At 73.6% G+C, this 23,681-nt stretch carries 28 protein-coding genes; 13 read left to right on the top strand and 15 right to left on the bottom strand.

The genetic code is table 11. The annotated features are described in order from the left end of the window. Positions 1-185 precede the first annotated feature (185 nt). Positions 186-341 (bottom strand): hypothetical protein, encoded by a 156-nt coding sequence (locus Q0848_RS17840; RefSeq protein ID WP_299040018.1) that lies wholly within the window; start codon positions 339-341, stop codon positions 186-188. Continuing rightward, complete coding sequence (locus Q0848_RS17835) at positions 329-583, bottom strand: hypothetical protein (protein ID WP_299040016.1); 255 nt, start codon at positions 581-583, stop codon at positions 329-331. The genes Q0848_RS17840 and Q0848_RS17835 overlap by 13 nt, the downstream gene beginning before the upstream one ends. Positions 584-847: 264 nt before the next feature. Between Q0848_RS17835 and Q0848_RS17830 the strand changes: the two genes are divergently transcribed. Next, on the top strand, positions 848-1,417 hold the full coding sequence (locus tag Q0848_RS17830; protein WP_299040014.1) for an Rv3235 family protein: 570 nt from the start codon (positions 848-850) through the stop codon (positions 1,415-1,417). Positions 1,418-1,493: 76 nt separating this feature from the next. Here the strand turns inward: Q0848_RS17830 and Q0848_RS17825 are convergent, their stop codons facing one another. Next, positions 1,494-2,246 (bottom strand): hypothetical protein, encoded by a 753-nt coding sequence (locus Q0848_RS17825; RefSeq protein ID WP_299040013.1) that lies wholly within the window; start codon positions 2,244-2,246, stop codon positions 1,494-1,496. Between the two features lie 124 nt (positions 2,247-2,370). Between Q0848_RS17825 and Q0848_RS17820 the strand changes: the two genes are divergently transcribed. From Q0848_RS17820 to Q0848_RS17785, 8 genes are all read left to right on the top strand, one after another. Next, the gene (locus Q0848_RS17820; protein ID WP_299040012.1) at positions 2,371-2,787 is read left to right on the top strand and encodes a hypothetical protein; all 417 of its coding nucleotides are present in this window, start codon (positions 2,371-2,373) and stop codon (positions 2,785-2,787) included. Positions 2,788-3,586: 799 nt separating this feature from the next. Further along, positions 3,587-4,726, top strand: coding sequence for a hypothetical protein (locus Q0848_RS17815; RefSeq protein WP_299040010.1), 1,140 nt, complete (start codon positions 3,587-3,589; stop codon positions 4,724-4,726). Then, complete coding sequence (locus Q0848_RS17810; RefSeq protein ID WP_299040008.1) at positions 4,723-5,943, top strand: DUF2201 family putative metallopeptidase; 1,221 nt, start codon at positions 4,723-4,725, stop codon at positions 5,941-5,943. Before Q0848_RS17815 ends, Q0848_RS17810 begins: the two co-directional genes overlap by 4 nt. A 37-nt stretch (positions 5,944-5,980) precedes the next feature. Then, positions 5,981-6,241, top strand: coding sequence for a hypothetical protein (locus Q0848_RS17805; RefSeq protein WP_299040006.1), 261 nt, complete (start codon positions 5,981-5,983; stop codon positions 6,239-6,241). Next, a complete protein-coding gene (locus Q0848_RS17800) occupies positions 6,238-7,449 on the top strand; it encodes a hypothetical protein (protein ID WP_299040004.1) in 1,212 nt (403 codons plus the stop codon). Before Q0848_RS17805 ends, Q0848_RS17800 begins: the two co-directional genes overlap by 4 nt. A 5-nt stretch (positions 7,450-7,454) precedes the next feature. Next, positions 7,455-8,204: an A24 family peptidase gene (locus tag Q0848_RS17795; protein WP_299040001.1), complete on the top strand. Its 750-nt coding sequence runs from the start codon at positions 7,455-7,457 to the stop codon at positions 8,202-8,204. A 61-nt stretch (positions 8,205-8,265) separates the two neighbouring features. Continuing rightward, positions 8,266-9,558, top strand: a complete 1,293-nt coding sequence (locus Q0848_RS17790; RefSeq protein ID WP_299039999.1) for an AAA family ATPase — start codon at positions 8,266-8,268, stop codon at positions 9,556-9,558. A 77-nt stretch (positions 9,559-9,635) separates the two neighbouring features. Continuing rightward, positions 9,636-10,601 carry a helicase associated domain-containing protein gene (locus Q0848_RS17785; RefSeq protein WP_299039997.1) on the top strand — a complete coding sequence of 322 codons (966 nt, stop codon included), beginning with the start codon at positions 9,636-9,638 and terminating at the stop codon, positions 10,599-10,601. On the opposite strand, the gene Q0848_RS17780 is transcribed toward Q0848_RS17785, so the two are convergent. Next, positions 10,549-10,896 (bottom strand): hypothetical protein, encoded by a 348-nt coding sequence (locus tag Q0848_RS17780; RefSeq protein ID WP_299039995.1) that lies wholly within the window; start codon positions 10,894-10,896, stop codon positions 10,549-10,551. The two genes, Q0848_RS17785 and Q0848_RS17780, sit on opposite strands and share 53 nt — an antisense overlap. A 161-nt stretch (positions 10,897-11,057) precedes the next feature. Here Q0848_RS17780 and Q0848_RS17775 point away from each other — a divergent pair, with 161 nt between their 5' ends. After that, positions 11,058-11,900, top strand: coding sequence for a hypothetical protein (locus Q0848_RS17775; protein WP_299039993.1), 843 nt, complete (start codon positions 11,058-11,060; stop codon positions 11,898-11,900). Positions 11,901-11,969: 69 nt separating this feature from the next. Here the strand turns inward: Q0848_RS17775 and Q0848_RS17770 are convergent, their stop codons facing one another. The 5 genes from Q0848_RS17770 to Q0848_RS17750 form a co-directional block, all read right to left on the bottom strand. After that, positions 11,970-12,266 (bottom strand): hypothetical protein, encoded by a 297-nt coding sequence (locus Q0848_RS17770; RefSeq protein ID WP_299039991.1) that lies wholly within the window; start codon positions 12,264-12,266, stop codon positions 11,970-11,972. Between the two features lie 96 nt (positions 12,267-12,362). Next, the gene (locus Q0848_RS17765) at positions 12,363-12,674 is read right to left on the bottom strand and encodes a hypothetical protein (RefSeq protein WP_299039989.1); all 312 of its coding nucleotides are present in this window, start codon (positions 12,672-12,674) and stop codon (positions 12,363-12,365) included. Between the two features lie 105 nt (positions 12,675-12,779). Next, positions 12,780-13,118 carry a hypothetical protein gene (locus Q0848_RS17760; protein WP_299039987.1) on the bottom strand — a complete coding sequence of 113 codons (339 nt, stop codon included), beginning with the start codon at positions 13,116-13,118 and terminating at the stop codon, positions 12,780-12,782. Continuing rightward, positions 13,115-13,435 carry a WhiB family transcriptional regulator gene (locus tag Q0848_RS17755; RefSeq protein ID WP_299039985.1) on the bottom strand — a complete coding sequence of 107 codons (321 nt, stop codon included), beginning with the start codon at positions 13,433-13,435 and terminating at the stop codon, positions 13,115-13,117. Before Q0848_RS17755 ends, Q0848_RS17760 begins: the two co-directional genes overlap by 4 nt. Next, positions 13,432-13,896 (bottom strand): hypothetical protein, encoded by a 465-nt coding sequence (locus tag Q0848_RS17750; protein WP_299039983.1) that lies wholly within the window; start codon positions 13,894-13,896, stop codon positions 13,432-13,434. Before Q0848_RS17750 ends, Q0848_RS17755 begins: the two co-directional genes overlap by 4 nt. Positions 13,897-14,066: 170 nt before the next feature. Between Q0848_RS17750 and Q0848_RS17745 the strand changes: the two genes are divergently transcribed. Continuing rightward, positions 14,067-15,065: a DUF4236 domain-containing protein gene (locus tag Q0848_RS17745; RefSeq protein ID WP_299039981.1), complete on the top strand. Its 999-nt coding sequence runs from the start codon at positions 14,067-14,069 to the stop codon at positions 15,063-15,065. Here the strand turns inward: Q0848_RS17745 and Q0848_RS17740 are convergent. The 3 genes from Q0848_RS17740 to Q0848_RS17730 all read right to left on the bottom strand — a co-directional run bounded on the left by Q0848_RS17740 (position 15,062) and on the right by Q0848_RS17730 (position 19,876). Next, positions 15,062-15,310 (bottom strand): hypothetical protein, encoded by a 249-nt coding sequence (locus Q0848_RS17740; protein ID WP_299039979.1) that lies wholly within the window; start codon positions 15,308-15,310, stop codon positions 15,062-15,064. The two genes, Q0848_RS17745 and Q0848_RS17740, sit on opposite strands and share 4 nt — an antisense overlap. After that, positions 15,307-17,790, bottom strand: a complete 2,484-nt coding sequence (locus Q0848_RS17735) for an FtsK/SpoIIIE domain-containing protein (protein ID WP_299039977.1) — start codon at positions 17,788-17,790, stop codon at positions 15,307-15,309. The genes Q0848_RS17740 and Q0848_RS17735 overlap by 4 nt, the downstream gene beginning before the upstream one ends. Before the next feature lie 538 nt (positions 17,791-18,328). Next, positions 18,329-19,876, bottom strand: coding sequence for a competence protein CoiA family protein (locus Q0848_RS17730; RefSeq protein WP_299039975.1), 1,548 nt, complete (start codon positions 19,874-19,876; stop codon positions 18,329-18,331). 279 nt (positions 19,877-20,155) lie between these two features. Here Q0848_RS17730 and Q0848_RS17725 point away from each other — a divergent pair, with 279 nt between their 5' ends. Continuing rightward, positions 20,156-20,437, top strand: a complete 282-nt coding sequence (locus Q0848_RS17725) for a hypothetical protein (RefSeq protein ID WP_299039973.1) — start codon at positions 20,156-20,158, stop codon at positions 20,435-20,437. Then, positions 20,434-21,162 carry a hypothetical protein gene (locus Q0848_RS17720; protein ID WP_299039972.1) on the top strand — a complete coding sequence of 243 codons (729 nt, stop codon included), beginning with the start codon at positions 20,434-20,436 and terminating at the stop codon, positions 21,160-21,162. The genes Q0848_RS17725 and Q0848_RS17720 overlap by 4 nt, the downstream gene beginning before the upstream one ends. 25 nt (positions 21,163-21,187) lie before the next feature. Here the strand turns inward: Q0848_RS17720 and Q0848_RS17715 are convergent, their stop codons facing one another. The 3 genes from Q0848_RS17715 to Q0848_RS17705 are packed head-to-tail and all read right to left on the bottom strand — an operon-like array spanning position 21,188 to position 23,552. Further along, positions 21,188-22,981, bottom strand: a complete 1,794-nt coding sequence (locus Q0848_RS17715) for an SIR2 family protein (protein ID WP_299039970.1) — start codon at positions 22,979-22,981, stop codon at positions 21,188-21,190. A 53-nt stretch (positions 22,982-23,034) separates the two neighbouring features. Further along, the gene (locus tag Q0848_RS17710) at positions 23,035-23,301 is read right to left on the bottom strand and encodes a type II toxin-antitoxin system RelE/ParE family toxin (RefSeq protein WP_299039969.1); all 267 of its coding nucleotides are present in this window, start codon (positions 23,299-23,301) and stop codon (positions 23,035-23,037) included. Further along, positions 23,298-23,552 carry a type II toxin-antitoxin system prevent-host-death family antitoxin gene (locus Q0848_RS17705; RefSeq protein ID WP_299039967.1) on the bottom strand — a complete coding sequence of 85 codons (255 nt, stop codon included), beginning with the start codon at positions 23,550-23,552 and terminating at the stop codon, positions 23,298-23,300. Before Q0848_RS17705 ends, Q0848_RS17710 begins: the two co-directional genes overlap by 4 nt. Between the last annotated feature and the right edge of the window lie 129 nt (positions 23,553-23,681).

Here is a 23,681-nt window from a genome sequence, read left to right as displayed (position 1 = left end):
CTGCGGCCGTCCTGCGGCCGTCCTGCGGCCGTCCTGCGGCCGTCCTGCGGGCTCCTGGGGGCTCCTGGGGGCTCCTGCGGGCTCTTGGGGGTGGCTCATGGTGGACGGGGCGGCCGTGCGGGCGGGGAGCGCTCGCCCGGCCGCCCCGGGCCGAGGGGGTCAGGTCAGCGGGTCAGGTCAGGGGGTCAGGTCAGGGGGTCGAAGTCCTCGCCCGGGGCGAGCACCCGCAGGTGCTCGACGGCCAGGCGCCCGCCGACGGCGGGGCCGCCCTCCCCCCTGCCCGGAGGGAGGGCGGCACCCCCGGGGCCGGGGGCGCCGCCCTGGGGGCTCAGGGCTCCCACCCCCAGGGCTCCTCCGGCTCGGGGTCGTTGGGCTCGTCGTCGTCCACCTCGACCTCCCGCTCGGACCCGCAGGACGGGCAGGCCCACCACCCGGCGCTGTCACCGGCGGCCACCTCGACCTCCGCGGTCTCGTCCACCAGCCCGCAGCCCTCGGCCTCGCACTCCACCGAGGTCACGACCACGTCCACCCGAGACGCCTGCTCCAGCCGCACCAGCGCGTTCCACGACATGACCACTCCCACTGCCGAACCTGCCCGGGGCGACCCCGGCACCGGAACACTCCCCGTTTCGACACCACATACGTTAGGTGCCACCACCGACAACGGGACCCCCCACACCCCTCCCCCATCCCAGAATGCGGACGACCGGCCAACTTTCTTCCCCTGCTCTGGCCGACGACCGGCCCCGGCGCCCGCCCTCCCGCCGCCCCACCGTGACCAACACGTGACCTAACTAGGTGGCCGCTACCATTGCGGTCGCCGGTACGGACGGGCTACAGTCATCACATGCCCACTAACCAGCACCCCACCGGAACGGACCGGGGCGGGCGGGTGCGACTGCTACCGGTGCCGGAGTCCCGCCCCGCACCACTGCTCCCGGGCCAGCCGTCCGCCCTCGGCAGCCCCGGCGGCGTGGCCGGGCCGGGGCAGCTGGTGCTGGCCCTGACCACCGGCGTGGGGACGCCGCGCTGGACGCAGGCGTCCGACATCGACCCGGTGGTCGCCGCCCGCCCCACCAGCGACACCGACCTACCCGACCCCACCCCCGTCTGCGCGACCCTGGCCAGCGCCGTCGTCGAGGTCCTCGCAGGCCGCCGGCCGGTCGCCCAGCTCACGCGCTGGACGACGATGGATGTCCAGGAAGGGCTGACGCGGCGCCTTGCGCTCGCGAACCGGCTGCGCCCGGCTCGCAGCCAGCGGGCCGCCGTCGTCCGGCGCGTGCGGATCACCCACCCCGCCGACGGCGTCGTCGAAGCCGCCGCCGTCGTCCACGACACCCACCGCGTCCGCGCCATCGCGCTGCGCCTGGAGGGCTGGGACACCCGCTGGCGGCTCACCGCACTCGAAATCGGTTAACCGACCTTAATGGGCCCCACAGCACGTAGTGCGTCATACGTACGTGGACACACCCTGCGCCTCGACAATCTATCACTCATAGTTGACTGAAAGCACTGGCCTCTAGTTGGATCTCAAAGTGGTGGCCACTGGGCAGATCCAGTCGCCGCGCATCACACTTAATAGAGGCCGAGTTGAGCCCAGCAGTTGGCACAGCCGCGCAGCACTCGATTGTCTCGCCCTGCTCCCACTCGCTCGCCGCCATGATAGGAACACTCTGGCCGTAAGCTGCGCCCGTATAGCGCTCGACCTCTGGCGGAGACCTGAAGAGCGCTCCCAGGGCATATATTGGTTCATTCGACCCTTGTGTTGACACCTCCATCATGAACTGGGCATCAAGGAGGGACGGGCCGACGAGTGTGAGTGCGATAGAAACATAGTGCCCGCGATGCTTCACCTCAGCCCTAATGTACGGCTCAGGGAAAGGCAAAGGCTCAGCCCTAATCGCGTCAGCCAACACCTCGCCGGCCGCGCCGCGCAGCGGCCTAACTCTGGCCGTGGTGTTCTGGGAGCCGATCATAGGCCCGTAACTGTGGATGAGGCTTTCGCGGAAGTCGGAGAACAGAGGTTTGGTGAAGTTCTTATCCACGATGGTGAGGGTTCTGGTGTCGTCGCCCAACATCCAGTCGCGCACGACGGAATTGATATGTGCGTCTCCGAACGAGTATCCAACAATGACAAGGCTGCTGGCCCTTTGCAGCGCGTCTTCCGCCGCGCGCAGCAGGGAGAGAGTGGGGCCGTCCGTCGCAAGCTTTTCTCGATGACCAAGCACGATCCACGGGGCGCTCACTCCGCGCATACGACTGAGATTGCGTGTCCGGCGCCTGCGGGCTCTGAGCAACCGAGATCGACGGAGCTTGAGCCAAATAGTGAAGCGCTCCCCACTTAGGCCCTAGTTCCCAGTCCAGTGATCCGTGCAATTTGTACAGGTTGATTTCATCATCGCGTTGACCAAAGTCAAGCGGCTTGCCTGGTCGCCACTTGTCCTCGAAGCCTCTTTCAACGCTGACGCCGCTCGCAGCGGCCATGCTTTCAATCGTCAAGTCGTAGTTCAAGGTGATGACGTCAACGCCACCGCCTTGCCGTCGCGCCAGATCGGCAATGGGCCTGAGATAGTCGACGGAGGAAAGATCCGAAAGGAGAGAACTCAGCATGTTGAGGATATGAGACTCGACCTGACCAAAGATGTCCGGGTTGCCCAATCGGGCAGCGTCTCGCGCAATGGCCGCGATACTCAGATACAGCTGCCGCTCCGCGTCATAAACGCCGGCGGTTACGGATTCGACCGCGGATGCGACATCCGCACCTCGTGTCGAGTCAACTATGGATGAGCCGTAACCACGAGCGCCCGGCTTCCACGAAGATACGAAGGGCGCGACTTCGTGGCTATCCGCCGAACGAAGCAGTCGTAAAGCCGATATAAGCTGCTCGATGTCGACTGCTGTAAGCGGGTTGGCGCCGGAGTCAGCACGGTAGCCAACCATCGAGCCGTAGACGAAGTTCAGCGCACGGACCCATTCGGGGCGTCCGGGGTTAAGGTCCTGGTTGTTCGCTCTCTCGACGATCTTTTCTGCTAGATCGTAGGTAAGTGGAAGGCCCGCCTCGACTGATGCCCCGGCTCCTAGAAGTATGGCCACGCGCTTGTCCAACGTCTTTCCCCCCGTTTGCTCTGGTCGCCGTCGTTTAAGTAGTTGGAGCGGGTCATTCTAGAGCGGTGAGCCAACAATGGGGACCGGTGTCGCTGTGAGTCCACTCGCTTGTTCGTCGGTACCCCTGGCGCTCGATCGCCTCGTCGAGGGCTTCCAGCGACCACGGGCGCGCTCGCGGACGTACGCCGGCCTCGTGGTCGAGGAGCGTTTGGAGCGGGTCGACGTCGGCCACGGCCCAGCGCGAGTGCTCCACGCCGTCCCGACGGCGTGCGACGAGCTCGTGGCCGACGGCGGTGACGTACAGGCACAGGTGCACGGCGCACATGGTGGGCGGCCGAGCGACCGGCGCGCAGCCGCCGCCCACAGGCGCGCCCTACGGGGCGACGATCTGGCCCACACCCCGGCGGCCCGCCCGCACGATGTCTGTCCACAGGTGGCATCTAGTCTTGCGGTTGTCGGATAAGGCGGCTACCCTCTTTACATGGCCACTAACCAGTCCACCGCCGGAACGACCGCCCTCGGCACGACCGCCACCGTCCTGCGCGCCGCCGGACGGGCCGGCGTCGCCGCCTGCCTGTGGTCCGACCCCGGCGTCGGCAAGTCATCCCTGGCGGCCGCCCTCGCGGACGCCGACCAGGTCCCCTACGAGGTCGTCCTCGGCTCGCTGCGCGAGCCCAGCGACTTCGGCGGCCTGCCCGTCGTGACCGGCGACGGCGTCGCCCTGCACGCTCCCGCCTGGGCGCGGCGCCTCATCGAGGCCGAGTGCGGCTACCTCCTGCTCGACGAGCTGAGCACCGCCACCCCCGCCGTCCAGGCCGCCATGCTCGGCGTCGTCCTCGACCGCACCGTCGGCGACGTCCGCCTGCCCGCCGGGGTCAACGTGCTGACCGCGGCGAACCCGCCCGAGCGCGCCGCCGACGGCTACGACCTCGCGCCGCCGCTGGCAAACCGTCTGCTGCACATCGACTTCGCCCCGCCCACCCAGGACTGGCTGGACGGCATGACCGCCGGGTTCCGCGCCCCCACGCCCCGCCGGGTGCACGAGCCCTCGCCCACCCGCCGCGCCGTCTCCCGCGCCCTCATCGCCGCTTTCTTGCGGCGCAACCCCAACCTGCTGCACGACTACCCGACCGACCCGGCCACCACCGGCCGCGCCTGGCCCTCCCGGCGCACCTGGACCATGACCGCCGACGTCCTGGCCCTGCTGCCCGAGACCGACACCAGCGCGCGGATGCTCGCCGCCACCGGCCTCGTCGGCCCCGGCGCCGCCACCGAGTTCCTGCTGTGGTGCCAGCACGCCGACCTGCCCGACCCCGCCGACGTCCTGGCCGACCCCGCCACCGTCACCTGGGCCGACCTCGACCCCTCCCGCGCCTGGGTCGTCCTGACCGGCACCGTCGCCCTGGCGACCGCCCCGGCCACCACCACCGCCTGGCGCTCCGGCTGGGCCGTCCTGGCCGCCGCCGCCGACGCCGGGCTGGCCGACGTCGCCGCCGCCTGCGCCCGGATGCTCCTGACCGCCCGCCCGGCCAACGCCCGCCCCCCGCGCGAGGCGCGCGCCTTCACCACCCTGCTCACCGACGCCGGGCTCATCCCCGCCACTACGAAGGCCACCGCATGAGCGCCACGATCACCACCCGCCCCCTGACCGCCGACGAGGTCCGCGCGCTGGCCGCCGCCCGCCTGCACGCGCTGCACCACGCGCCGTACTTCGCCCGTGCCCTGTTCGCCGTCGCGCCCCTCGCGGCCGAGAATCTCGGCACCTACGCCGTGGACGCCCACTGGCGGCTCTACCTGGACCCCACGGTCCTGGCCGAGTGGAGCCCCGAGCACTCCGGCGCCGTCCTGGTCCACGAGGTCGGCCACCTGGTGCGTGACCACGCCGGACGCGCCGCCGCCCTGGGCGACGTCCAGCACCTGCGCTGGAACTACGCCACCGACGCCGCGATCAACGACGACCTGATCGCCGCGGGCATCCCGCTGCCCGGCGCCCCCGTCACCCCCGAGGCCCTGGGCCTGCCGCCCGGCGGCATCGAGGAGACCTACTACGCCTCCCTGCCGAGCACCGACGCGCCCGACCCCGACGACGTCGGCTGCGGCTCCGGCGCCGGGGACCCCACCGCCGGCTGGGAGGCCCCCCCCGACGACACCACCACCCCGGCCATGAGCCCCACCGACCAGCACCTGACCCGCCAGCAGACCGCCCACGACGTCGTCGAGCACGCCCGCACCCGCGGCACCGTGCCCGCCGGGCTCGACCGCTGGGCGACCACCCAGCTCGAGCCGCCCACCGTCCCCTGGCGCCAGGTGCTGGCCGGCGCCGTCCGCCGCGCCACCGCCCACGTCGCCGGGGCGCACGACTACACCTACGCCCGCCCCGGTCGGCGCCGCCTGCCCGGCGTCGTCACGCCCGCGATGCGCCGCCCCCGCGTCAACGTCGCCGCCGTCCTGGACACCAGCGCGAGCATGAGCCCCGCCGACGTCGCCGCCGCCCTCGCGGAGGTCCAGGGCATCGTCACGGCCACCGGCCACGGCGCCGACCTGCGGGTCCTGACCTGCGACGCCCAGGCCTACGACGTCAGCGCCGGACGCCCCGTCCGCGACGCGGCCCGCCTGGACCTGCGCGGCGGGGGCGGCACCGACATGCGCGTCGGCATCACTGCCGCCCTGGACTCCACCCCCCGGCCCGACGTCGTGGTCGTGCTCAGCGACGGCTTCACTCCGTGGCCGTCAGCACCTACGCGCGCCCGCCTGGTCGTGGCCCTGGTCAGCGACAACCCCGAGCACGCGCCGCCCGCGCCGCCCTGGGCCAGCACCGTCCACATCCGTAGCAACTAACCTCGTGGTCGTCGGTACGGACGGCTACGCTGGACCCATGGACGCAGCCCCCCGCGAGACGCTCGCCGCCGTCCCTGCGGCGGGCGCTGCGGCGAGCACCCGCCCCGCCCACCTGCCCCAGGACCTGCCTGAGGACCTGCGCGCACACGCCGAGGACCTCCTGGCCCCCACGGGCCTGGACCTGGGCACGGCCCTGGCCGTCGCAGCCGGCGACCCGGCACCCACCGGCACCGACCCCGCCACCGTCACGGCCCTGCGCACCGGCTGGGCCACCACCACCCCCGGAGACCCGCGATGAGCGTCGAGCTGCACGACCTGGCCGCCCGACTGCGCGCCGCCACCGCCGGGCACCCGACCCCCCGGACCACCTACGCCCACGTGCTGCCGCCCCTCGCCCCCCTGCTCGTCAGCACCCGCACCGACGGCCAGCACCTGCACCTGGCCGCCAGCACCGGCGACCAGCACGCCCAGGGCGCCGACCGTGACGCCCTGAGCGCCCTGGCGACCCTCGGCGCGGGCACCGGCGCCGGACCCGATCAGCACCCCCGCACCCTCGTCGTCGCCACCCGCGAGGACCTGCGCGCCCTGCTCGCGCTGGCCGACACCCACGCCCGCACCGGCGCCCTGGCCCCCGTCGGCGCCACCCTCGACTGGTGGGGCCAGCGCGCCGAGCACCCCACCAGCCGGGCCACGCTCGTGCTGACCGACGCCCTGCGCGGCCGCTACGCCGCCGCCCACAGCCCCGACCTCGACGGCGACCTCGACGCCTGGGCGCGTGCCTTCCACCTGCCCGACACCGCTCCCGGCACCCGCGCCCGCCTGGCCGTGCTGGACGCCCTCGCCCGCCTCGCCACCACCGGCATCCCGCTGCCCGGCCTCGACGAGGCCGCCCAGGCCGACACCCGCTCGTGGGACTGGCGCACCGAGCAGACCGCCGCCGGACGCCCCTGGCACCTGCCGGACGACCGCCGTGCCGCCGCCCTCGGGCTCGCCACCCGCAGCCACGCCCGCGAGCACCACGACGCGCTGCGCCGCGCCGACCCCCGGGTGGCCGCCCGCGAGGCCCTCACCGGCACCGTGGTGGCCGCCACCATCACCGACCTGGACGCCGCCACGATGACCGTTCGCGCCCACCAGCCGCTGTCCCGGCTGCGCACCGGCCACGACGTCACCGGCTGGCTCGGCCTGCCCGAGGACGTCGCCACCGACGCCGCCGCCGCCAACCGCATCGCCAGCGCCACCATCACCGCCACGACGATCGACCCCAGCGGCGACCTGCACATCACGCTGAGCTCCCCCCGCCTGCGCCAGGAGGACAACGCGCTGCGCGTCGGCGCGAGCATCACCCTCGCGCCCAGCCCGCCCGACCCCCGCGCCCAGGCCAACGCCCGGACCAACATGCGCACCCGCTACACCCGCACCGACAACTGGCTCGCCACCGGCGCCCGACCCACCGCCCGCCGCCGCGACGTCCCCCTCGACGTCGTCGTCGCAGCCGCCGAGTAGCCGCCGTGCCCGCCCTCGCACTGACCGCCGGCTGCGCCGTCCTGGGACTGCTCAGCGGGCCCCTGCTGCGGCGACTGGCCCACCACCTGCCCGCCGGCTCGTCCCTGGCCGACGCCCTCACAACACCCCTGCCGCACCGGCGCCGGCGTCGGAAGGCACGCACCGGTGGAGGCCCCACGACGCCTTTGCTCGAGCGCCCACCGCTGCTCGAGCTCGTCGCCGCCGCGATCCTCGCCCTGACAGCGGCGGCCGCCGGCTGGACCCCGCACCTGCCGGCGCTGCTCTACCTCGCATGGGCCGGGGCCGCGCTGGCCGTCATCGACCTCGAGCACCGCCGGCTGCCCGACGCCCTAGTCCTGCCGTCCTACCTCGTGGGCGCCGCCCTGCTGTGCCTGGCAGCTGCCGCGAGCTCCGACCTCGAGGCGCTCGTGCGCGCCGCCGCCGGCCTCGCCGGGCTGTGGACGGCCTACCTCGTGCTCGCCCTGCCCCAGCCCAGCGCCATGGGCTTCGGCGACGTCAAGCTCGCCGGCCTGCTCGGGATGCACCTGGGCTACCTCGGCTGGCCCGAGCTCGTCGTCGGCGGAGCAGGCGCCTACGTCCTGGGCGCCCCCCTAGCCCTGGCGCTCCTGCTCACCCGGCGCGCCGGTCGTGGCACGCCGCTGCCCTTCGGCCCGCTGATGCTCCTGGGGGCCGGCGTCGGCATCGGCTTCGGGGACGACGTCGTCGGCGCCTACGCGGCGGCTCTCACGTCGTGAGAGCACCCAGGATGGCCACTAGACTTGTGATTATCGGATCGAACGGGGTAGCCTCTTCACCATGAGGACGCTCCCCCCGGGCCTGGTCACCACCCCCGCCGCCCAGGCGCAGCCGGCGCCAGCGCCGCAGCCGGTCGCGAGCGCCCACCACGCCGACCCCGACCTCGCCGCGGCGCTGTTCGCGACCTGGTCGGGCGACCCGGCGGTGGTCGTGTCCTCTCCCCCCGGGGCGGGCAAGACCCGCCTGGTCACCCACCTGGCCGACCAGCTCGCCCGGCGCGCCGGGCTGACCATCGCCCTGGCCGCCCAGACCCGCGCGCAGGCGGCGGACCTGACCGCACGGCTAGCGGCCCTCACCCCGGACGTTGGCCTGCTCGCCGCCTCCAAGACCCCCCGGCCCGGGTGGGTGCCCGCGAGTGCGACCTGGCTGGCCGGTGCCGCCGCGGCGCGCAACTTCACCGGGATCGTCGTCGCGACCAGCGCGCGCTGGGCCTGGACCCAGCCCCGCGACTTCCACGCCGACGTCCTGCTCGTCGACGAGGCCTACCAGCTGACGTTCGCTGACGCCGGGTCCCTCGGCGCCCTCGCCGAGCAGGTCGTGATGGTCGGCGACCCCAGCCAGATCGACCCCGTCGTCACCGGCGTGACCACCCGGTGGGCGCACTCGCCCGCCGGGCCGCACCAGCCCGCGCCGAGCGCCCTGGTGCACCTGTACCCCGAGCACGTCACCCAGCAGCGGCTGAGCCGCACCTGGCGGCTGGGGCCGGTCACCACCGGGCTGATCCAGCCCACGCTCTACCCCGACCTGCCGTTCACCAGCGCCCGCCCGCACAGCGTCCTGCACCACGACGCCCAGCCCCTGCCCGAGGTCACGACCCTGCCGGTCGCTGTCACCGGTCGCACCGACGCCCGCCTGGCCGCGGCGGCCGCCGACCGCGCCCGCGCGCTGCTCGGCACCACGCTGACCGAGACCGACCCCGCCACCGGGCAGGTCACCACCCGGCGCACCACCGCCGCCGACGTCGCGGTAATCGCCCCGCACGTCGAGCAGGTCGCCGCGATCGCAGCCCACCTCGCTGACGAGCCCGACGTCCTGGTCGCGACCGCCAACCAGGCCCAGGGCTCCGAGCGGCACGCCGTCGTCGCCGTGCACCCCCTGGCCGGGTACCGGGCGCTGCCCTCCTACGCCACCGACACCGGACGGCTGTGCGTCACCCTTAGCCGCCACCGCAGCCACCTGAGCCTGGTGACCGACCCGACCACCCCGGACGTCCTGGCGCGGGCGCTGCGCCGCGAGGAGGACCCCGCCACGAGCGTCCACGCCAGCGTCCTCGACGCCCTCGGCAGCGCGTGATGACCACTACCGTGGTGGTCACCGACACGCCCAGGGCGCACCAGCGCCTCCGGACCGCACCCACCCGGGAGCACGCCGTGACCACGACCACCGTCGACGAGCACCTGCACGAGGCCAGCGCCGCCCACGCACGCACCGGCTTCCACGCCCTGGCCCCCGCGGAGACCGCTGCGTGGGTCGACGCCGTGGTGCGCGAGCTGCGCGCCGGCCGCATCCCGGCCGACGTCGGGGTCGAGCAGCTGCAGGCCGCCGGCATCGACGCGAGCACGCCCACCAAGTGGGAGGCCACCCGCGCCCGCGCCTGGCCGCTGCTCCTGCAGGAGCTGCGGTGGTGGATCGACACCCACGGCAGCGCGAACGTCCCCCAGAACGCCACCTCGCGCGTCGTCGACGGCGCCCCCTACCCCCTCGGCAAGCGCACCCACCAGACCCGCAACGACTACCGCCTCGGCAAGCTGGCGCCCGAGCGGGTCGCCGAGCTCGAGCAGCTGCCCGGCTGGGCCTGGGACCCCCGCAACGCCCAGTGGCAGGACAGCGCCGACCAGATCAAGGCCCACTACCGCGCGCACCACACCCTCGAGGGTCTGCCCGAGCCGCTGCAGCGCTGGGTCGCACGGCAACGACGCGCCCAGCTCACCGATGCCCAGCGCGCCCAGCTCGAGGCGATCCCCGGCGCCCTGGTCGACCGGCGCCGGCGCGCCGGCGCCTTCGTCGTCGCCGCCCGCGGCTGGCTCCAGGCGCAGCCGGCCGGGACCACGATGGCCGGCCTGCCCAGCTCGGCCACGGTCCACCTACGACCCCGCGCCGACGTCGACCTCGGCACGCCCGGCGACGACGGCCTGATCGCCTACCCCGTCGGTAAGCGCGCCACCTTCTACCGCCGGCGCTTCCACGGCCTGGAGACCGTCGGCGACACCGCGGCGCCGCTGCACCCCGACGACGTCGAGGCCATCGAGGCCCTCCCCGGCTGGAGCTGGGAGCTCGACAAGATCAAGTCCGCCAACCGCCGCGGCCGCACGACCGCGCAGCCGGCTGCGAGCTGATCTCCCGCCGGGCGCCCTCCAGGACGACCGCGGAGGGCGCCGGCGCACGACTGACCGCGGTCACCCGCACCCGGTCGAGCGGCGCGCCCGCCGGCCAGTCGACACGGACGCGGCCCTGCTCCAGGAGCCGGTCGAGCGCGTGACGAGCCTGCGCCGAAGTGAGGCCCTGGAGCTGCTGCAGGACCTCGAGCGAGACGTGGGGCCGGTGGTCCTCGAGCAGGAGGTGGACGGCCGCCCTGTGCAGGCGCACCTCGCAGCTGGCCGCGGTGAGCTCGCGAGCCGTGGGCTTGGTCATCAAGTGCCTCCGTCGGGTGCTGCCGTCGAGGTGGTCCCGACGGCGACCCGAACCGTGACGGCGTCTGGCCGTTAGCGTCGCGGGCTCAGCACCACCCGTCGTGAGCACGAGTCGCCCGCCCCGCCCGGCGGGCCAGCGACCGGAGCCACCGGAGGACCGCCATGACCGACGCCTCGCAGGCCTGCGTCTACCTCTACCGGTCGACCGGCGGCGCGCAGATCCGCTACGTCGGCCGTGGCGCCTCTCCAGACCGGGCGCTGCAGCACACCGGCGGCTCCCACAACGAGGGACTGCGGACGCTGATCGAGAGCGGCAACTACACCCTCGAGGTCGCCGGCCCCTACGCCTCGACCTCCGAGGCCGCGCTCGTCGAGGCCGCGCTGATCTCTGCTCTGAAGCGCAGCGGCACACAGGCCGCCCTGACCAACCTCGCGCCCGGGGCCGGCCCCAGTTTCCGTCCGCTCGGCGTGCCCGGGCACCTGGCCGAGCGCCCCCTCAGGGACCCACTGACGGTGGCCGACGTCGGCCGGCGCACCGGCGGCGCGCTGCTCGTGCGCAATGCCTTCGGGGCCGACCTGTCCGACGGGCGGCCACGGCTGGACCCCCTGTCCCAGCAACAGGACGACGTCATCGTCGACAACGTCACCCACACCTGGCTGCTGCAGCGACTGGCACCGGCGTGGGAGGCCGACCCCGACAGCCGGCCACGCGCCCTCGTCGGCTGCGCCGGCCCGCTGGCCCATCGCTACGTCCCGGGCGCCCTGCACGTCGACGTCGGCCGCCTGTGCGAAGACCCCAGTACCGGTGTCGTGCCCACCACGAGCAAGGACCTGGACGCCTACGACCTGCGCGGCCGTCGCATCACCGGCGCCCGCTTCGACCGCGGGCGGTTCCAGCACCTGATCTGGGTCGACGGCACCGGCACGGTCCGGTACGGCCAGGAGACCGGCTGGGCAGCCCTCGAGGCCGACGCCAGCACTACCCACCCGCCGGCGGGTGGGTAGCGCCCACGCCCGGATGGCCTCGCCGCCTTCTGGTCGGGCACGACCACTCGCGCGGACGCGCAGAGCCGGTCAGGCGCTCGTGGGCTCGTCCTGGCCACCGGCGGCGCTCCGGGGCGCGTGGCCGGTGGCCCGCTGCCACCACCCGGGTTTCGCGTACCCGGTGGCTGCCACGACGGCGTTGGCGAGGCCGCTGACGAGCAAGGACACGCCCATGACCAGCAGGAGCAGCGCCAGCCACGTCGCGGACGAGGTGGCCATCAGCCACCAGCCGAGACCGATGAAGGCCAGGGGCCCGAGGACGTAGCCCGTGGGGGCCGCACGCAGCTCCCGGACGACAGCGGCGCCGGGACGCTCTGCGCTGTTCATGATCGCCACGGTAGGCAACGACCACCGACAGCAGCTCCGCGCTCGACCGGCATGCCGGCTGCCGGTAGGACCGCCGGCGGACGCGCCGCCGGTACGTCAGGACCGGCGGCGGCGGGGGGTCGGCGCGGTCTCGAGGACGTCGCCGAGGACGAGGACCCGCACCTGGCGGCCCTCGTGGTGTAGCAGCTGGCGAGCGGGGTCGCTGCTGCCGGAGCCGCACCGCACGACCTGATGGACGCCGGTGCTGGCGCCCAGGTAGGGACGCAGGACGAAGACCTCGCCGTCGGGGGCCACCAGGTAGGTGACCCGGTGCCCGCCGGGGCCGGGCACGTGCTCGACGCGGTAGGTGGTCCCGGCGAGCTCGAGGTCTCCGGCGGCAGCGGTGGCGGCCTGGTGCTGGTCGCTCATCAGCGTTGCCCTCCGGCGTCGTGGGGCGCTCTCACCTCGCGTGAGAGCGACCTGATCAGGTTAGGCGGGGGCCCCGACAGGGCGCTGGCGTCGTCCACAGGCCCGTCACACCCGCCCGGCGGGAGGCCCCGCCGGGCCGGCCGCGGCCGCGTCGCCGCGTCGGGCGCGGCCGCGCACCAGCAGGGCCACCAGGACCAACGCCGCGGCGATCCCGACGACCCGGCGCAGGTCGAGGCCACTGTCGCCCACGAGGGGCACCAGGGCCTGCTCGCGGGGCACCAGGACGTGGTGGTCGACCAGCCACCCGAGCGCGGACGTCGCGATGCCGGCGGGGTCGACCAGACCCACGGAGACCGCCAGCGCCGCAGCGCCGACCAGCCACAGCGTGTCCTCGAAGGACAGTCCCGACCCGCCGCCTCGCCCGGCGCCACCGGCGCCGCTCATCGCCGTGTCCCAGTCGCTGGCGCCGGCGCCGAGGAGCCGCCCTGCCCCGGACCGACCGGACGCAGCCGGTCCCGCCGCCCGCGCTGGACCGGGGCGCTGCCCATCCTGCGGCGCTCGGCCTCGGTGGTGGCGCCCCAGACGCCCTCCTCCCCGTTGGCCAGCGCCTCGCCCAGGCAGGCCTCCCGGCGGGAGCACCCACCGCAGACCCGCTTGGCGGCCTCGACGTCGCCGATGTCCGGGTCGAACAGGTCGGGGTTCTCGGTGCACGGCGCGACCACCAGGGCGGGGGGTTGCAGCGCCGTTGTCGCCGCGCTCACGGGGCCATCCGCTCGAGAGCGGGACGCTCGTCGACGGCGAGGTCGTCGTCGTCCTCGAGGAGCTCGGCGACCACGAGCAGGTCCGGCGGCAGGCAGGCCGCGCACACCCGGCGGCGCACGTCCGGGTAGGCCAGGGCGTAGGTCGCTCGGGCGGCGCAGCAGCTGTCGCACGGGGCAACCACGTGCTCTGCGGGAAGCCGCGGCGCAGGCACCGACGACGCGACGACCCGCTCGGCGGTGGCCGCCCAGACCAGCCGCTGAACCTCGCGCACCAGCGCCGGCGCGACGACCTGGCGCAGGACGACCTCGTCGGCGTCCAGGACGAGCTGGCCGCAGGCCTCGCCGGGGCACGTCGGCCAGCGCAGCTCGGCCGAGACCGCCGCCAGTGCGGTGGCCAGGACCTCGGGGGTGATCAGCGCTCCTGCCGCGGCGCCGTCGTCGCGGCTCGTGGTCTCGCTCATCGCTGCTCTCCGGTCGTGAGGGGCACCAGGGCCGTTCCCCGGCTGCCGTCACCTGGGATAGGCCCTCGCCGGCGCCAGATGTGACCGGCGGATCGCGCACGCAGGCCGTTGGCGGGCACCTACGGTCGGGGCCGACCAGCGATCACCAACCGACGAGCGGAGCAGGCGACGTGGGCTTCCGGATGCGCAAGTCCTTCAAGATCGCCCCTGGCGTGCGGATGACCGTGACGCCGCGGGGCGTCGGCGTCAGCGGTGGCGTCAAGGGCGCCCGGATCTCCGCACACTCCTCGGGCCGCGTCACCCGCACCCTCGGGGTCCCCGGCACAGGCGTCTCCCACACCAGCACCCTGGCCTCGGGACGTCGCCCCGCGGTACCCCGGGCAGCGACCGCGCCGGCCCCCAGCGCACCCTCGCCGGGCCTGTTCGCGCCGCGGTGGGAGAAGGACCTCCACAGGGCACTGGTCAAGAAGCCGGACGACCTGCCCGCTCTCGTCGCGGTCGGACGCGATCACCCCCAGGCGCGCCCGCTCGCGCAGCTCTTCGAGGCGCTGCGCGGGGCCGTCCCGGCCGGTGACCTCGAGCGCGCCCGTGACCTCGTCGCCCAGGCCCACGCCGCCGACCTCGACCCCGCCTCCGACCCCTTCGTCACCAAGTACCTGCCGGGCGTCACCGCCACCCTCGAGGTCGCGGACGGCGTCTCCGCGCAGCTGCCGCTGGACCGCGACACCGTCGGCCTGCTGCTGGCCGAGCTGCACCAGCGCGCGGGCGATCAGCGCGCCGCCATCGCCGTCGTCGAGGGACTGACTCCCTCGACCGTCGCCGCGGTCAGCCTCGCCGAGCTGTACGCCGAGCTGGAGGAGTGGCAGCAGGTCATCGACCTGACCGAGAGCCTCACCAATGTCGACGAGGCCGCCACCTTCCTGCTGGTCCAACGGGGCGTCGCCCTGCGCGAGCAGGGCTTCCCCACCGCGGCCCGCGAGGCGTTCAAGGAGGCCCTGCGCGTGCGTTCGCGCCCCGCCGAGCTGCGGCACCGCGCGTGGCTCGAGCGCGGCGCGACCTACCTGGCCGAGGGCAAGAACTCCCTGGCCCGCAAGGACCTCGAGCGCGTCCTCGCGGAGAACTCCGCCTACCCGGGCCTGCAGGAAACCCTGACCAAGCTGCCCTCCTAGCGGACGCACGCCCCCGGCAGGTGCAGGCGAGCTGCGAGCTCGTCGTCGTCGTCCACGAGAAGGACACGGTCCCCGGGGCCCACCACGGCCCAACACCGACGACCAGGGCGGCCGTAGCGCTCGTCGGCGCCGACGACGTAGGCGACCAGGTGCGCACCACGCGAACTGTCGACGACGCGGCCGCGCTCGATCGCGGTCCGCACCTCCGCGGGCAACGGCTCTGGCGACGACGGGTCGCCGCTCACCGAAGGTCCTCGACCTCGGCAGGCCGGCGCACGGTCAACGAGCTCTCGCCGGGCAGCGACAGCCCGCCTCCGCCGTCAACGTCGTCGCGCCAGGACACCAGCACCAGGTCGGGGTCCATCGGGTCCTCCTCGACCTCCTCCTCGACGGTGCCCCACTCGTCGGCGCTCTCGTCGACCAGGACGAGGTCGCCGGGCTGCAGGTGGGCCGCGGCGACCTCCATCGCGGGGCCGTACCCGTCGAAGCCCTCGCCTGCGTCGTCCCCGCCACCTTCCGAGGCCTGCTCGTCGCCGGTCTCCTCGGCGTCGACCTCCCCACCGCCAGCGGCCCCGTCGCCCCCCTGGAAAGGCACCAGGCGCAGCGCCGGCCGACCGTCGGTCACGTCCTGGCTCTCGGCGCCGGGCAGGTCGACGTCGCCGTCCTCCTCGAGGTCCACGAACACGCCCGTGGTGGCGGCCGCGGCCATGGTGGAGCGCCGCTCGAGGCCGAAGAGGGTCATGTGCGAGCTCGGCGCCGTCACACCGGCGTACCGGGCGCGCTGGACGACCGGGTCCATCTCGGGGTGCTCGCTGGCCAGCACCCAGTCCGCCTGGGCGTAGTGGCGGTAGGTCGGCTCCACCACCTCATCGCTGGTGCTGTCGAGGTCGTACTCGACCTCCGGCTCGCGGATCAGCAGCCGCTCGTGGCGGACCACCGGCGGGCGCAGTTGCTCGAGCAGCTCTGCCTCCGACGAGCCCGGCTTAACCTTGCGGGGGTCGGGCGTGCGGTAGGTCTGGACCTCCACCGGCACGTTGTCGGGGTTGATAGTGGTCGCTCGCCCACGGCAGCCCCGCGGGATGCTGGTGCCGACGGCGGGGTTCTCCCACATCATCATCGCGCCCTGCGGCGAAAGCCGACCCATCGAGACGCGCATGCGGAAGTTGTCACGCATGTCGCCGCCGAAATACTGGGCGTCGGGACGCTGGGTCGCGAAAACCAGGTGCACCCGACTGGAACGCCCCTTGCGGGCGATGGACTGCACCAGCGACAGCACCTGCGGCTGGCGCGGGCTGCCCTTGACCTTCACCCCCTCGTACCAGGTGGCCAGGTTGCCGCGGAAATCGGCGTACTCGTCGACGAAGACCAGCAACGGCTGGAAGTCCCGCTCAGTCGCCTTTCCCGAGGTGATCAGCTTGTAGCGGTACTCCATCACCTCGTGCGCGCGGTGGATGACCGCGACCTGCTCTTGCACCTCGGTGGCGACCACCTGCACGTTCGGCCAGTCCTGGAAGCCGAGGAACTCGATGCTCTTTCCGTCGGCGACCCACACCGGCCACCCGAAGTCGGCCGCCTTCACCAGGATGGTGTGCGCGGTCACCGTCTTTCCGGTGCCGGGTGCACCGACGAGCATCAGGTTCGGGTCCACCGCCGGCCGCCAGCTCAGGACGTTGCCGTCCTCGTCGACCCCGTAGGGGATCTCCACCTCGTCGTAGCTGTCGAGGATGTCGACGTCGGGATCGGCGTGCTCGACCGGCAGCCACACGCTCTCCGGGAAGCCCGGTCGCTGGCCGAACGTCACCGTGTCCTCGACGAGGTCCCACGAGGCCCGCCAGCGGCCCTCGAGCATGGTGGCGATCACCCGCTCGACCCGGACGCGCTGCGCCGACGTCGACACCCGGGCGGATCCCACGAAGCCGGCCTGCAGGCTGCTGAACTCGCCGGCGTCGCCCCGGGTGACCTCCAGATGGGTCTCCGGGCCCAGGAGCTCGCGGAAGATCCGCTCCGCCCGCTCGACGTCGGCCGGGGCCCCCGGCTGCTCCGGCGGGGGCGGCGGCGGAGCGCCGGTCGCCACGAGGGTCACCCGGCACCGGCTCGTGTCGACCGCCCGGACGGCGTAGTGCCCACCCAGCCTCAGACCTGCGACCCGGGCGAGCTCGGAGGACCAGGCGGCGACGTCGTCCTCCACGTTCTCCGGCAGGTACCAGCCCCACAGCCGCGCGGGACGACCGAGCCAACGGCCACGGTGGCCCCGGTGGCGCGTCCACCACAGCACCCGCAGACGGATCGGCCCGACCACCACCGACAGGGCCGCCTCGGCGTTGGCCAGGACCTGCCGGCGCACCTGCGCGCGCCACCCACCCAGCGCGCTGCCGACCGCGGCGGCCGCGGCGGTCGTCAGCACGACGGTCCCGGCCGCGCCGCCGAGTCCCAGCGCAGGCGCCAGCGCCCAGAGCACCGCGCCGGCGGCGAGTAGGGCGACCGGGCGGCGCCACCAGGTCGCCGCGACACGGTGCGCGGCGACCAGCTGCTCACCGCTGAGCGCGGTCTTGACCTGCACCGGCGACGGCGGCGCCGGCGCCTGCTCCGCCGGCGCGGCCGCCCGCGCAGGGCCGCGGCCGACGGCCCTCGAGACCGGGGCCGACGACGTCGACGGGGCCACCGGCGCCGGAGGTGGTGGAGCTGCGGCAGCAGGTCCTCGGCGGTGGTGCAGCAGGTCGGTCACGGGCTCCCCCGGAGGTCAGGCGACGGCGTGGGCTTCTGCACCGGGTAGGCCCCTCGCGTGGGCAGATGTGACCGGCGGCAGGCGACGACGCCCCCGCGGCCTCGGCCGGAGCCGCCGGGCGAGCGCGGCCGACGTCCGCTCGCCCGCTGACCCGCGAGCGGCCCACGGGAGGCCGGCGAGGAGCCGGCGAGGGGCGAAGGTGCGCCCGGCGAGCGACCCACGAGCCAGCACAGGAGGCGGCGGCACGCCGCACGCTTAGCCCTGGCTGCACCTCAGCAAGGCACCTCGCTAGCCACCTTGCTAGCCACTCGCTGCGCGCCTACGAGCCCCTTACGGTCGGCTTGACAGCCGACTTACGCTCGTGAACGTCCGTACTTGTTCGCAACGGATCACGTGCGTAGGTCGTAAGAAGAATACCCAGGAAAGCACCTTGCCCGGTATTTCGGATGCGCCTCATTGCGCTTCTTCGCACGTTACACCCGCGGGGCTTTCCTGAACAGCCTGGAAGTGCGACCGCCCACGCCGTCGGGCCCCCGACCTACCGCTGACGCCCGCGGTACTGCCTGCCCTCCACGGACCGGCGCAGACGCTCGTAGTCGCCCGCCAGCTCCTGACTCCTGACCTCGGCGCGGGCGGTCTTCTCGGCGTCGGTGAGCAGCCGGTGGCGGCCGATGCACCAGCGCCCCGCGCCCACCGGGCGGGCCCGCTGGACGTACACCTTGCTCAGCAGGCACTGCTCGAACCACTCATGCACCGACCGGGCCATGGCCGGGTCGTCGACGGCGATGCCGTGGGCCGCCAGCGCCCTACGGCACGCAGCCAGCGGGATCGGGTCCCCCGGTCGCCCCGCGCGCAGGACGTCGTAGAGCAGGACGGCGTGCCAGTGCGGCTGCGGCGCGTGCACCCCACCGGCGTGCTCGAGCTCGACGACGACGGCAGCGGGCGGGACGGCGAAGTCGCGCTCCAGCCGCGCCCGCAGGGGCGAGCTGGCCCACCGCCGCCGCTGCGCGTCCTCACGCCGGGCGCGGGCGCCGGCACGGTGAGCGGCGACCTGGTCGGCTTCCTGCTGAGCCAGCACTGCCGGTCGCTGCACCATCGCGTCCCACTCGCGGGCCTCGACGAGCTCGCGCTGGGAGGCGCGCAGCCGATCCTCGACGGGATGGGCGATGCCGGCCGCCGGGTCGAGCCGGCACCGCTCGAGGAGCTTGGCCCAGACCTGGCTCGCTGTGGTCTCACCCGTCGGCGGCTCGGCGAAGCCGACGTCGCGCCACGGCCTCGCGCCGGCGCCAGCGGAGAAGGTCGACCACCGCTCGCGCGTCCGCGGCGGGCAGGTGCACCTGCGCGTCAGGCAGGTGTGGGACCAAGCCCGGACCCACGGGACGGCGACCTCGCCGGTGGTCGGCGACACCCACATCACCGGCACCTCCGCCGCGGCCATGGCCCGCACCAGCGCGGGCACCTCGACAAGCTCACCCGGGCCGGTCGGGTCACCTCGCCTGGTCGCCGCGGCGGCCGCGACGGCCGCGGTGGCCGTGGCGCCGGGAGCCGCTCTCAGGTACCGACGACCGAGCAGCCACACGTCCCTGACGCCCGCCGCGGCGTAGGCCCGGTGCCGCCTCTCCCACTCGACCACCGTGAGCGAGGCGCACTGCACCTCGACGGCCACCGCAGCACGGTCCGGCCAGGTCACGAGCACGTCGGCGACCCGGCCGGCCGACGGCACCCGGCCCTCGACGACGACGCTCGCCTCGGGCGCCGCGCGCCTTGCCCACGCCGCCACCAGCGCCTTGCCCTGCAGGTGCTCCAGGCCCTCCGCGTCACTGCCGTGCGCGCCCGCTCCCCGGTGGTGGGTGAAGCCGTCGCGGCGACCCGACCGCGTCCGTGACACCGCCCGCAGGCGCCGGTCGTCGCACTCGGGCATCGGGCACTCGAGCTCGCCCCTCTTCGCGAGCTCGCGGGCCGCCTCGGCGGCGCCGTGGGCGAGGAATAACAGCGGCCCTGTCGGGTCGGTGACCCGGCGGGCGTAGACCAGCCGCGTCTCACCGCCAGTGAAGCGGCGCACGACCTCCGCCGCGTGCCCGCCCACGTCGCCAGGGTCGCGCCCGCGCCGGGGCGACCGCGCCGGAGGACGTCGTCTCGTCAGCCCGACGGAGCAACGCAAGGACCGTTGCCCCCGCCGACGAAGGGCAACTAACCTTGCTCTCGGCCATCACGCGCACCCACCTCGAGGAGCTCCCGTGGACCACCCGCGCACCTCCGGCGCCCCAGCCACCAGCGGCGTCGTCGTCGACGCTCACGCGCCGCTGCTGCCGCAGAAACTCCGAGGGCAAGCCGCCGGCGGAACGGCCCACCGCCTCCACCTGGCGTGACCAACCAGCCGCTCTTCGACACCGCGGCCGTCGACGAGATGTCCGCCGCCACCAGACACCTGCAGCGCACCCTCGAGGGCGCCCGTCACGAGGACCAGCGCTCCACCCTTGAGGCGCTCGAGGCGCTGGCCGCGGCACAAGCGGCCGCCGGCGCCGCCGAGGTCCACCTCGTGCGCGAAGCCCGCCGCCAGCACGCCACCTGGCACCAGATCGCCGCAGCTCTCGGCGTCACCCGACAGGGCGCCGCAGCCCGCTTCCGACCTCGAGGCATCTCGTGAGGTCGACCACCGAGGGCGCCACTGACACCGTCGTGGGCAGGGTCGCCTGGCACCAGGTGCCGCACGCCGGCTTCGTCATGGCTCGCGCCAACAGCCCCATTCCCCGTCGCTGGGGCGGTGACCTGTGGTCGCTGCCCTACGCGGCGCTGCTCGGCGTCTTCGTCGTCCTGTCCGGCGACCAGGTTCGCACCGCCGCCCGGCCGGGACGACCCGGCCGAGCCGTCCTGCTGCTGACCCCCACCAAGCAGCACGGCCTGACCCTGACAACGCTGCTCCTCCTCGCTGGCGTCGCCGTTCTCGCCTGCGCCGGCACCCTCGTGGCCCTGGTACTGCTGCCTACCGTCGCCGTCGCGGGAGCGGTGACCGTCTTCCTCGTCCTGGTGCTGCTCGAGGTCATTCCCGCAGCCGTCCTAGCGTGGCGCACGCGAGCCCTGGGCCGAACCGACCGACAGGCCGAGGCCGAGTACCCGCACGCCGCGCTCCTGCACTGGGTGTCTGCCTACCCCTGCGGCGAGGAGCTGGGCTCAACCCTCCTCGAGGCCACTCTTGAAAAGCACGGCACTGCGCAGGCCTTACGATTGTCCACCCGCACCGAAAGGCTCACGCGGTGGTACGCCCAACACGGCTTCGAGGTGATCGCCTCAGTGAACCTGCCGGGCGCTCCATTAAACCCGAGGGACCGAGGAGCAACCATGGTCCGTACGCCTTGCGGGCGCCTGACATAACGATTCGCGGAAGTCGACTCGCCAGTCAGCCGTGCCGGGTCGCCGCCGCCAACACCACTGAGAGCTCGCCGACGTAGGCCTCCAGGTTGTCGCGGCCACCGACAATCGACCACCAAGGCCAGTCGTCCGGGGCCCGCCCAGCACGCTCGACGAAGTCGACCTCCGCGCGGCGGCGGCTGTCGGGCGTCCAGCTGCGTTCACCGATGAACTCGCCCGGGATGACTCGGCTGCCGTAAGGCGACGGGAGACTGTGCATCAGCACCGCCAGAAGGTACTCGTAGCGGTCACAAACAGCCCGGTACTCACCGTCGGGCACGTACACACTCAGTGCGCCGCGCAGGTCCTCGCGCAGCAGGTGGCTGGGTGGATAGAGCCAACGCGTCCCCCACCGCGGCATGGCGTTGACGACCTCCTCCGACGCGATGGAGTACTCGTCGAGCACCTCGTAGGCGGGACGGCGCGCCTGGTCGCCGAGCACCTCGCGCCATGACGGCTCCGTGAGCAGGCGCAGCGTGACGTCGTCGCGATCGAGGTGGGCGGCGAGCGCCCCGGCAGCGCGCATCGCCAGCAGCGCGGGGTAGTGCTTGGCGCGCTCGAGTTGGTCGTAGAAGGTGCCGGTCGGCACGGTCCGGGCGTGCAGGAGCTGCTGGACAACGTCGACCCACAAGTCGGTGTGGGTCCGGGAGCGGTCGTGGAAGACGCCGGCGCACAGCAGGGCGAGGACGGGCTCGCTTGCCTGCAAGTAGCCGGCGTAGAGGTCCTGCAGCCGCTGCCCCGCCTCGTTACCCTGCATCGACACCCCGGTAGTGGCGCGAGGTACCGCCGCAGCCTGTTCGGCGGCCCCCATGACCAAGTCGTGCAGGTCGATGCCCCGCACCGGATCAGGCAGGTAGCGCTTGAGCCGGGCCACCGCCATGGCAGTCGCCAGGGGAGGCTCGGCGAGTCGCTCCAGAGCGTCGACGCGCTCGCGAAGACCGGTGAAGAGGTCGTCGGCTGAGCCTGCGGGGACGACGGTGCCGCGATGCTGGGCCAGGAGCCTGGTGGCGCTGTCGCCAGAACTGCTGCGAGAGTCCCAGTACAGCGGGTAGCGGCGGCTGGGGGTGCGCTCGAGCGCTGCGACAAGTGCGGTGTCCCAGTCGGCTGACCACCCCGAGACCAGGAGCCCGTACTCGTCGAACACCCGGTCCAGCAGCGCGTCCCATGCGGGCGGGTAGGTCGAGAGCTCTTCGAGGGTGTTCCGCATGTCCAGGTCGGCGTAGTCGCCGTGCAGCTTGACGATGGTCACCGGCGCGTGAGGCAGCGGGGTGAGACCTGCGACGGCCTCGGCGCGGGCGAGGACCTGGGGCGAGACTCCGACGTCTTCGAGCGCCTTCTCCATGAGGCGGTCGAAGTTGGTGGTGAGGATGACGCGGAAGTAGCCACGTTTGACCAGCTGGGCGATAGCGCGGTGGGCAGCGCTGGGCACCTTGAGACCGTCGGTGACGTCGTTGTCGGTCGGTTCGAAGAAGCCGGCGAGCAAGGCACGGCGGGCTGCGGGCGTCGGGCCGAGCGCGGCCAGGAGGTTGGAATAGCCCAGAGCAGCGCCGTCACCGTGCTCAACCCACCACTGCTCAGGGTCGTCGCGGGCGGCTTCGACAGCGGCCTGGTCGTCGGGATGGGTCGCGGTGGCGAGGCGGGTGACGAGCGCCTGCACCACCCCCCAGCCGGTGGGGATGCCGGCTCCAGTGGAAACCCCGGAGCCGAGGAGCAGTGCGTAGACGCCCGGTTGAGCGTGCACACCGGTGGCGACAACAGCCAGGGGTTCGAGGGCGTTGCTCACGACGCGCGACGCTACCGAGGAGGTCCGACGGCGGAGGTGTGCCCTGAGCGGGCTCAGGGCACTCGGCCGACGTGGACGATGGTGATCGTGCCGTCCCCTGGGTCGGTGTCCCCAGCTGCGTCGACGACGTACAGGGCCCTGTAGCGCCCGACCCGAAGACGCCTGGTGTCCGGCGAGCCGTACGCGACCGACTCGGCAGGCCGCGGGTCGACAGCGAGGCTGTCGAGGACCTCGAACAGATGAGCCAGGCCCGGGCCATCGTCGAGGAAGCCGGCTGCGGTCCCGGTCGCGCCTTCGGTCCAGGTGATGCGGTAGGTCACTCTCGCTGTAGCCCGAGGCGTGCGCGGACCTCGTCGTGGTCGACGGTGCGCACGGTCCCGGCGGCTCGCTGGGCGCGGTAGTCGGCCAAGGCGCTGACCTCGTCGAGGTGGGCGAGCTCTTCCGCGTTGATCAAAACAGCAGCCGGTTCGCCGTGATCGGTGATCGTGACGCGGGCCCTCGAGCGGGCGGCGAGGTAGACCAGGTCGTCTAGACGGGCGTGCGCCTCGCTGAGGGACACCTGCTCGGTCACAACGGGCACTGTACGCAAGGGACTCACAGATGCTGCGACGTCGGCGAACGCACAGCCGGCGGCGACGGTCGTCGTCTGCCGTGGCAGCCGCCGCCGGTGCCGGCGGCATCGGTGATGGGCTGCAGCAAG

The sequence above is a fragment of the uncultured Pseudokineococcus sp. genome (assembly GCF_947495735.1).
Classification (GTDB): Bacteria; Actinomycetota; Actinomycetes; order Actinomycetales; family Quadrisphaeraceae; genus Pseudokineococcus.
This window is presented reverse-complemented; position numbering and strand designations above follow the sequence as displayed.

What these genes read in the sequence shown, in the direction of transcription:
- Q0848_RS17830 (WP_299040014.1), top strand. Translation starts at nt 848, where the DNA reads ATGCCCACTAACCAGCACCCCACCGGAACGGACCGGGGCGGGCGGGTG.
- Q0848_RS17760 (WP_299039987.1), bottom strand. Translation starts at nt 13,118, where the DNA reads ATGAGCGGCGCCGGTGGCGCCGGGCGAGGCGGCGGGTCGGGACTGTCC.
- Q0848_RS17790 (WP_299039999.1), top strand. Translation starts at nt 8,266, where the DNA reads ATGAGGACGCTCCCCCCGGGCCTGGTCACCACCCCCGCCGCCCAGGCG.
- Q0848_RS17750 (WP_299039983.1), bottom strand. Translation starts at nt 13,896, where the DNA reads ATGAGCGAGACCACGAGCCGCGACGACGGCGCCGCGGCAGGAGCGCTG.
- Q0848_RS17780 (WP_299039995.1), bottom strand. Translation starts at nt 10,896, where the DNA reads ATGACCAAGCCCACGGCTCGCGAGCTCACCGCGGCCAGCTGCGAGGTG.
- Q0848_RS17775 (WP_299039993.1), top strand. Translation starts at nt 11,058, where the DNA reads ATGACCGACGCCTCGCAGGCCTGCGTCTACCTCTACCGGTCGACCGGC.
- Q0848_RS17810 (WP_299040008.1), top strand. Translation starts at nt 4,723, where the DNA reads ATGAGCGCCACGATCACCACCCGCCCCCTGACCGCCGACGAGGTCCGC.
- Q0848_RS17815 (WP_299040010.1), top strand. Translation starts at nt 3,587, where the DNA reads ATGGCCACTAACCAGTCCACCGCCGGAACGACCGCCCTCGGCACGACC.
- Q0848_RS17770 (WP_299039991.1), bottom strand. Translation starts at nt 12,266, where the DNA reads ATGAACAGCGCAGAGCGTCCCGGCGCCGCTGTCGTCCGGGAGCTGCGT.
- Q0848_RS17805 (WP_299040006.1), top strand. Translation starts at nt 5,981, where the DNA reads ATGGACGCAGCCCCCCGCGAGACGCTCGCCGCCGTCCCTGCGGCGGGC.
- Q0848_RS17800 (WP_299040004.1), top strand. Translation starts at nt 6,238, where the DNA reads ATGAGCGTCGAGCTGCACGACCTGGCCGCCCGACTGCGCGCCGCCACC.
- Q0848_RS17765 (WP_299039989.1), bottom strand. Translation starts at nt 12,674, where the DNA reads ATGAGCGACCAGCACCAGGCCGCCACCGCTGCCGCCGGAGACCTCGAG.